A 7,554-nucleotide genomic window follows, 5' to 3' on the forward strand; every position below is an offset into this window, starting at 1 on the left:
CACTGGTACCCGATGCTGGTGGTGGTGGACGAGGCGCAGCTGTTCGCGCCGGCGGTGGCCGGCGAGGTTTCCGACGAGGCGCGAAAGCTCTCGCTCGGCGCGATGACCAATTTGATGTGCCGTGGCCGAAAGCGCGGGCTGGCCGGCATCATCGCCACCCAGCGGCTGGCAAAGCTCGCCAAGAACGTCGCCGCCGAGGCGTCCAACTTTCTCATGGGCCGCACCTTCCTCGATATCGACATGGCGCGTGCCGCCGACCTTCTGGGCATGGAGCGGCGCCAGGCGGAGGCGTTTCGCGACCTGGAACGCGGGCAGTTCATGGCGCTCGGCCCGGCGCTGTCGCGCCGTCCGCTGGGCCTGCGCATCGGCCCGACGGATACGAGCCCGCGCAACGGAACGCCGCGGCTGATGGCGATGCCGGAAGCAGCACTCGAGGATGCACGCGCGATCATCCTGGCGGCGCCGCCGCCCGAAACGGTGCGCACGCCGCGTCGCCCGGCGTCGCCGGACCTGCTCGACCAGTTGATGGCGGCGAAGTCGGCGGCCTTGGAAATCCGCCCCGAACCGGCGGAGCCGCAAGTCAGCGCCGAGGATCTGGCCGAGCGCCGCGAGCGCGTGGACCGTGTGCTGCGCGCCATCCTGGCGCAGCCCGACGCGGGTTTTCGCGTGATCGGCGTGCTCTATCAGGAGTTCGTGGTCCGCTGCCGCATCGAAGGCCTGGCCTCGGTCGTGCCCGACCTGCCGGAGTTCCGCCGCATGCTGACGCGCGCCCGGGCCGGCCTTGGGTCAGAGACGACACAGGACGACGCATGGCGGGACGTTTCCGTCCGCGCGTCGCTGCTGCCCGACGACATGCAGGGCGTGTTCATGATGATTGCCCGCGCGGCGAAGGAGGGCTGGCCTTGCCCGAGCGACGCCGCGATCGCCCGCGCCTACGGCTCGCACTCGCTGCGCCGCGCCCGGCGCCTCTTGACCTATATCGAGGAGCAGGGCCTCATCGTCTGCCAACTCGACGGGACAGGCCGGCGCACCGTGACACTGGTCGAATTGGCCTGGGCCACCGCACCGGGAGATCCGAATGCCGAGGAGGTGGAGCAGGGAAGCCTGGCGCTGTGAGGCGGCGCGGGTGCTTTGAGCGAATGATGCGATAGGCTTTTTCAGTCACCGTCATCGCGACAAATTTCTGATGGCAACCGTGAAATCGCCGACGGCGAGATGCGTCATGCAGGCGCTTGCGTTTCGATGGCGCTCACCGGTTCGCCCCAATCACCCACTGTTCCTGATCGACGAGCGTGCCGGTCATCGGCCCGGCAGCATCCGAAAGCAGGAAGACGGCGAGGTTGGCGATATCGCTGGTCGAGAACAGGCGGCCGAAGGGTTGCGAGGCGTTGGCGGCATCGAGCCAGCCCGGCCCGTTGCCCAGCGTGTCGGCTTGCATGACGCGTTCGGCCGGCGTGTCGGTCCAGCCGACATTGATGCCGTTGACGCGGATGCGATCGAAGCGATGGGCGTTGGCGGCGTTTTTGGTCAGCGTGGCCAGCGCGCCCTTGCTGGCGGAATAGACGGCGAGCTCCGGCGAGCCGCAATGGTCGTTGATCGACAGGATGTTGACGATGGCGCCGCGCTCTCCGCGCTTCTTCATGTCGGCGATGGCCGCCTGCATGAGGAAGAACGGCGCCCGCGCGTTGACCGCGAACAGCGAGGCCCAGCCGTCGAGATCGGCATCGAGGAACGAGGCCCGGTCGGTCAGCCCTGCGGCGTTGACCAGCGCATCGATGCGGCCGAAGCGCTCGATGCAGGCTTGCGCCAAAAGGGCAGGGGCTGCCGGGTCGGCGAGGTCGGCGGCGACGAAAACCGTCGGCGTGCCGAGCCGCGAAAGCTCTTCCGCAACGGCATCGCCGCGCGTCTTCTCGCGCCCGGTGACGAGCAGGCCGCCCGCGCCGCAGCGCGCCAGCGTCTCGGCGATGGCGCGGCCAATGCCTTGCGTCGAGCCGGTGACCAGCGCCACCTTGCCGTTGAGTTGGAGCTCCATTCCTCTTCCCCGCCTCGCATCTGATTTCAGGCTAGCGCGGCGCGATCGTTTTACAATACGGAAATTGGAAATCTTGGAGTGGAGGTTGTTGGCTGTCGCGCTGCGTGGGGCCGGCGAGAGCCTGCCCCAATGTCGTGATTCCCTACGTAGCGGAGGCCGTCGCAAAGACCCTAGTGGACCGTGATTATGCCCTCGACGGCCCGCCATTCCGAAGGCTGGATGAGCTGGTGATGAGCAACGCGAACCGAGTGGAGCGGACCATCGAGTTCGCGCTCCCAATATTGGAGAAAACCCTTGAGTTCGGGAAAGGCTGGAGCGAGATCATAGTCCTGCCAGACATAGAGCTGAAGCAGGCTTGGATGATCGGGCAGGTAATAGTGGATTTCGGCCGTCGTCAGGCCATAACCTTCCATTTGCAGGCGGAATTCGTTGCTGACCGTATCGGCCATGTCTTTCTCCTTCTCCGCTGAGGCATCGAGCCGGCGGCATTTGTGTCGAACCCGCCCAATGCCGGGCCGGGGCGATTGGTTCTGTCCCTCTTTAAACAACGCCGCGAGAAGCTCGCGGGTTCCGAAAATAGCCACGCCATAACAGTGTCTTGGCGCTCTTTCTTGTCGAATATAAAAATTTTTGCGCTGGTCTCTTGAAACCGAAAAAGGGCAAAACTAGCTCGATATGCGCCGCGATGCCTGACGAAGGGTCGCGGCGTTCCGCACCGGTCCGATATTGCCGGTTCGGTGCGGAGGAACCTCAAAACCTGTTTGTCCACGAGGAGAACGACATGGCGTTCCGTCCATTGCATGACCGTATTCTGGTCCGCCGCCTTGAAGCCGAGGAGAAGACCTCCGGCGGCATCATCATCCCCGATACCGCAAAGGAAAAACCGCAGGAAGGCGAAGTGCTCGCCGTCGGTCCCGGCGCGCGCGACGACAGCGGCAAGCTTGTCGAACTCGATGTCAAGGTCGGCGACCGCATCCTGTTCGGCAAATGGTCCGGCACCGAGATCAAACTCGACGGCGAGGACCTGCTCATCATGAAGGAAAGCGACGTGATGGGTATCATCGATGAGATCGCCGAAGTGAAGAAGGCCGCCTGACGGCTTCTTGTATCCAACCAGTCAACGAATGCTGCCTAGATAAAGGAGTGATCCAATGGCTGCCAAAGAAGTGAAATTCCATACCGAAGCGCGCGAGAAGATGCTGCGCGGCGTCGACATCCTTGCCAATGCGGTGAAGGTGACGCTCGGTCCCAAGGGGCGCAATGTGGTCATCGACAAGTCGTTCGGCGCGCCGCGCATCACCAAGGACGGCGTCACCGTCGCCAAGGAGATCGAACTGGAGGACAAGTTCGAGAACATGGGCGCCCAGATGGTGCGTGAGGTGGCCTCCAAGACCAACGACCTTGCCGGCGATGGCACGACGACCGCAACGGTGCTTGCACAGGCGATCGTCAGGGAAGGGGCCAAGGCGGTTGCCTCGGGTATGAACCCGATGGATCTGAAGCGCGGCATCGACAAGGCGGTCGATGCGGTGGTCGCCGAACTGAAGACCAATGCCCGCAAGGTCACTCGAAACGACGAGATCGCGCAGGTCGGCACCATCTCCGCCAATGGCGATGCCGAAATCGGCCGCTTCCTCGCTGAGGCGATGGAGAAGGTCGGCAATGAAGGCGTCATCACGGTGGAGGAGGCCAAGACCGCCGAGACCGAACTCGAAGTCGTGGAAGGCATGCAGTTCGATCGCGGCTACCTCTCGCCCTATTTCATCACCAACCAGGACAAGATGCGCGTGGAGCTCGACGAGCCCTATGTGCTGATCCACGAGAAGAAACTCTCCAATCTGCAAGCGATGCTGCCCGTGCTCGAAGCCGTGGTGCAGTCTGGCAAGCCGCTCCTGATCATCGCCGAGGATGTGGAGGGCGAGGCGCTTGCCACGCTGGTCGTCAACAAGCTGCGCGGCGGCCTCAAGGTCGCGGCCGTCAAGGCGCCGGGCTTCGGCGACCGCCGCAAGGCCATGCTGGAGGACATCGCCATTCTCACCGGCGGCACCGCGATCTCGGATGATCTCGGCATCAAACTGGAAAATGTAACGCTGCAGATGCTGGGCCGCGCCAAGAAGGTGGTGATCGAGAAGGAAAACACCACCATCGTCGATGGTGTCGGCCGCAAGGAAGAGATCCAGGGCCGTGTCGCACAGATCAAGGCGCAGATCGAGGAGACCACCTCCGACTATGACCGCGAGAAGCTGCAGGAGCGGCTGGCCAAGCTCGCAGGCGGCGTTGCGGTGATCCGGGTCGGCGGCTCGACCGAGGTCGAGGTCAAGGAGCGCAAGGACCGTGTCGACGACGCACTGCATGCAACCCGCGCGGCCGTCGAGGAGGGCGTGCTGCCCGGCGGCGGCGTCGCCTTGCTGCGGGCGGCCAAGGCGCTCGATACCGTGCAGACCGACAATTCGGACCAGAGGACAGGTGTCGACATCGTGCGCCGTGCCATCGAAACGCCGGTCCGGCAGATCGCCGAGAATGCCGGCGCCGAAGGCTCGATCATTGTCGGCAAGCTGCGCGAGAAAAGCGAATTCGGCTGGGGCTGGAACGCCCAGACCAATGAATTCGGCGATCTCTTCGGCCAGGGCGTTATCGACCCGGCCAAGGTGGTGCGCACCGCCCTCCAGGACGCGGCATCGGTCGCCGGCCTGCTGGTGACCACGGAGGCGATGGTGGCCGAGAAGCCGAAGAAGGAAGCCGCCGCCCCGGCAATGCCCGCCGGCGCCGGCATGGACTTCTGAAGTCGCGGCCCAATCCGCCCGCTCCCCTGGCGGGGAGCGGGCGTCAGTCGAAGAGAGAGTGGAGGTAAAGATGGATGCAATGGCTGGCCTCGGATCCGTACCGGCTCCTACGCATCAAGCGAAGGAATTCCTGGCCTATGAAACAGAATGCAGGAACGTGCTGAAGCCGCTGCTGGCAGGGCTGCTCGACATGGCTGAAGCCGCCGGCTGGAACCGGCGAACCGCGGCGTCGGCACTGATGTTCCTCGCAGCGCAGCAAGTGTCGGCAACATCCGAGGTATCCGCCGGCAGCGGCTGAACGGAAATCGGCCAGTCCCTTCACCTATCCGCGGCGGGCCGTGCTTCCCGGTGTTCGGCCCGCTGCAGGCCCTGAACAATCGAGAGGAGGTACAAGCCATGAATCGCGGGCAATTCGAAGAACCGGTCACACTTCTGGTCGGAATGGGCTTTCCGAGGATGATCGACAGCGTGATGGAAGCCTATGCACTGCTGCAGGACTGGCCGAGCGCCGGCCGCAACGGCGCCCATGCCATCGCACTCAACGCTTGCAAGGCGGGCATCGTCGGCGAAATCGATCCGGAGACGGTGCGGGCCACGCTGGTCAGCTTCGCGCGCCGCCACGACATACTGGTGCCTGACATGGTTACGCCGCTCGCGACGGTGGCGGGTGGTGCGCTGCGCACCAGCTGAACTACGATGACGGCGCTGCAACAGCGCCTGAACACGCTGTTCTTGCGATAGGCCAGGCGCCCACCGGACACGTTGGAATTCCGTTTCGGGCGGTAGTGTTCTCGTTGGTCAGTCGAGCGAACGCGTCAGCAAGACTGACCTGTTCTGCCCGAATAGCGCCTCTGAGCGCGCCCTTCCGGTTAAAAAAGTATCATCCATTGTCTTGAATCGTGGTGGCGCCTGTTGTCATGAGCCGGTACCGTGGCTCTTGAAATGCAGAGCCGAAACCAATTCGGCCGGTTTAGGGAATTGGGCCGAACGCGGCAAATATCCGTGCCGGCCGGGAGGAAACGGACATGGAACCGGACCTGGAAGTTGTCCAGATACGACGCGGGGAGTCCTTCAAGGCGTGGTCGCATGGCTACCCCTTCCATACGGTGCGCTGGCACTTCCATCCAGAATATGAACTGCATCAGGTAATCTTCACCAACGGCCGCTATTTCGTCGGCGACTTCATCGGCGAGTTCGAGCCGGGCAATCTGGTGCTGACGGGGCCGAACCTGCCGCACAATTGGGTCAGCGACATCCCCAAGGACAGCTCGATCCCGCTGCGCGGCCGCATCATTCAGTTTTCCGAAAGTTTCATCGGCGATGCCATGCATGTGCTGCCGGAGCTGGCGGGGCTTGCGGCTCTGCTCGAGGCGTCGCGGCGCGGCGTGCTGTTTTCCAACCGCACCAGCAAGGCGCTGGCGCCATTGATGGAAGAGATGATGCAGGCGCAGGGCGTGCGCCGCATCGAGCTGTTCATGATGATCGCCGGCCTGCTAAGCCGCGCCCAGGAATTCCAGCTGCTGGCCAGCGCCAGCTATCGGCCCGATCCGTCGGGCTACATGACCGCCGGCATGAACAAGGCGCTCGCCTATATCAGGGAGAACCTGACGCAGCTGTTCGACGAGGCGGATCTCGCCGCCATCGCCGGCCAGTCGACCGGGGCCTTCTCGCGCTCGTTTCGCCGCCACACCGGCATGTCGCTGGTGCAGTATGTCAAGCGGCTGCGCATCAATCTCGCCTGCCAGATCCTGATGAGCGACGAGCAGGCCTCGATCACCGACATCTGCTACGAGGTCGGCTTCAACAACCTGTCCAATTTCAACCGGCAGTTCCTGGCGGAGAAGGGCATGCCGCCCTCGCGCTTCAGGCGCCTGCTGGCCGACAACATCAACGCGGGAAAAGCCGCTTAACGGAGGAGCCAGGGAGGAACCAAGGGAGGATTTTTCTTTTGCATGACGGACGTGAGCCGCGTTGAGCGGTTCGTGATGGAGAACGCTTGTCTCGAATTCCTCCGTCGGCGGAGGACGTCGGCGCGGCTCGAAAGTCCAGCGCCGGACCCTGGTACCCCTTCAATTGGGGCGAGGGTGGATGGGTGTCTTCAGACCACCAAAGCAGTCACGACCTTCTTACAACATATCCAGAAACGGAGAAGACCGAATGACCAAACTTTCAATTTCATTGAAGTCCACTGGCAAGTCCGCCGGCATGGCAGCGCTTGCGCTGTCGCTGCTGGCAGGCACCGCCGCTATCGCCAAGGCAGCCGAAGTCACCGACGCCACCGTCGCCTTCCTGATGCCTGACCAGGCCTCGACCCGTTACGAACAGCATGATTATCCCGGCTTCGCCGCCGAGATGAAGAAGCTGTGCCCGGGCTGCAAGGTGCTCTACCAGAACGCCGATGCCGACGCCTCGCGCCAGCAGCAGCAGTTCAACTCGGTGATCTCGCAGGGCGCCAAGGCGATTGTGCTCGACCCCGTCGACTCGACCGCCGCCGCCTCGCTGGTCAAGCTGGCGCAGAGCCAGGGCATCAAGGTCATAGCCTATGACCGGCCAATCCCGACAGCGCCGGCCGACTTCTATGTCTCGTTCAACAATGAAGGCATCGGCAAGGCCATCGCCGATTCGCTGGTCGAGCACCTGAAGGCGCTGAAGGTCGATCCGGCCACCGGCGGCGTTTTACAGATCAACGGTTCGCCGACCGACGCGGCGGCCGGCCTGATCAAGAAGGGCATCCATGCC

At 63.7% G+C, this 7,554-nt stretch carries 9 protein-coding genes; 7 read left to right on the top strand and 2 right to left on the bottom strand.

Features of this window, described 5'->3' with window-relative positions; translation table 11 throughout:
* A partial coding sequence (locus EN969_RS09140) for an ATP-binding protein (protein WP_164758194.1) occupies nucleotides 1-1,116 on the top strand: 1,116 nt, incomplete at its 5' end.
* A 133-nt stretch (nucleotides 1,117-1,249) separates the two neighbouring features.
* Here EN969_RS09140 and EN969_RS09145 read toward each other — a convergent pair.
* Both EN969_RS09145 and EN969_RS09150 read right to left on the bottom strand, forming a co-directional pair.
* Nucleotides 1,250-2,032 (bottom strand): SDR family oxidoreductase, encoded by a 783-nt coding sequence (locus EN969_RS09145; RefSeq protein WP_024501658.1) that lies wholly within the window; start codon nucleotides 2,030-2,032, stop codon nucleotides 1,250-1,252.
* Between the two features lie 170 nt (nucleotides 2,033-2,202).
* On the bottom strand, nucleotides 2,203-2,481 hold the full coding sequence (locus tag EN969_RS09150) for an usg protein (RefSeq protein WP_024501657.1): 279 nt from the start codon (nucleotides 2,479-2,481) through the stop codon (nucleotides 2,203-2,205).
* A 332-nt stretch (nucleotides 2,482-2,813) separates the two neighbouring features.
* Here EN969_RS09150 and groES point away from each other — a divergent pair, with 332 nt between their 5' ends.
* The 6 genes from groES to EN969_RS09180 form a co-directional block, all read left to right on the top strand.
* Nucleotides 2,814-3,128: a co-chaperone GroES gene (gene groES, locus EN969_RS09155; RefSeq protein ID WP_013530718.1), complete on the top strand. Its 315-nt coding sequence runs from the start codon at nucleotides 2,814-2,816 to the stop codon at nucleotides 3,126-3,128.
* A 55-nt stretch (nucleotides 3,129-3,183) separates the two neighbouring features.
* Nucleotides 3,184-4,815, top strand: coding sequence for a chaperonin GroEL (gene groL / locus EN969_RS09160; protein ID WP_027160770.1), 1,632 nt, complete (start codon nucleotides 3,184-3,186; stop codon nucleotides 4,813-4,815).
* Between the two features lie 70 nt (nucleotides 4,816-4,885).
* A complete protein-coding gene (locus tag EN969_RS09165; protein WP_013530720.1) occupies nucleotides 4,886-5,113 on the top strand; it encodes a hypothetical protein in 228 nt (75 codons plus the stop codon).
* Nucleotides 5,114-5,211: 98 nt separating this feature from the next.
* The gene (locus tag EN969_RS09170) at nucleotides 5,212-5,505 is read left to right on the top strand and encodes a DUF982 domain-containing protein (RefSeq protein WP_027160769.1); all 294 of its coding nucleotides are present in this window, start codon (nucleotides 5,212-5,214) and stop codon (nucleotides 5,503-5,505) included.
* A gap of 335 nt (nucleotides 5,506-5,840) precedes the next feature.
* Nucleotides 5,841-6,725 (top strand): AraC family transcriptional regulator, encoded by an 885-nt coding sequence (locus tag EN969_RS09175; RefSeq protein ID WP_013530722.1) that lies wholly within the window; start codon nucleotides 5,841-5,843, stop codon nucleotides 6,723-6,725.
* A gap of 247 nt (nucleotides 6,726-6,972) precedes the next feature.
* Nucleotides 6,973-7,554 (top strand): substrate-binding domain-containing protein (locus EN969_RS09180; protein ID WP_164758195.1); only part of this gene is annotated, 582 nt, incomplete at its 3' end.

Source organism: Mesorhizobium sp. M7A.F.Ca.CA.003.01.2.1 (assembly GCF_003998945.1).
Classification (GTDB): Bacteria; Pseudomonadota; Alphaproteobacteria; order Rhizobiales; family Rhizobiaceae; genus Mesorhizobium; species Mesorhizobium ciceri.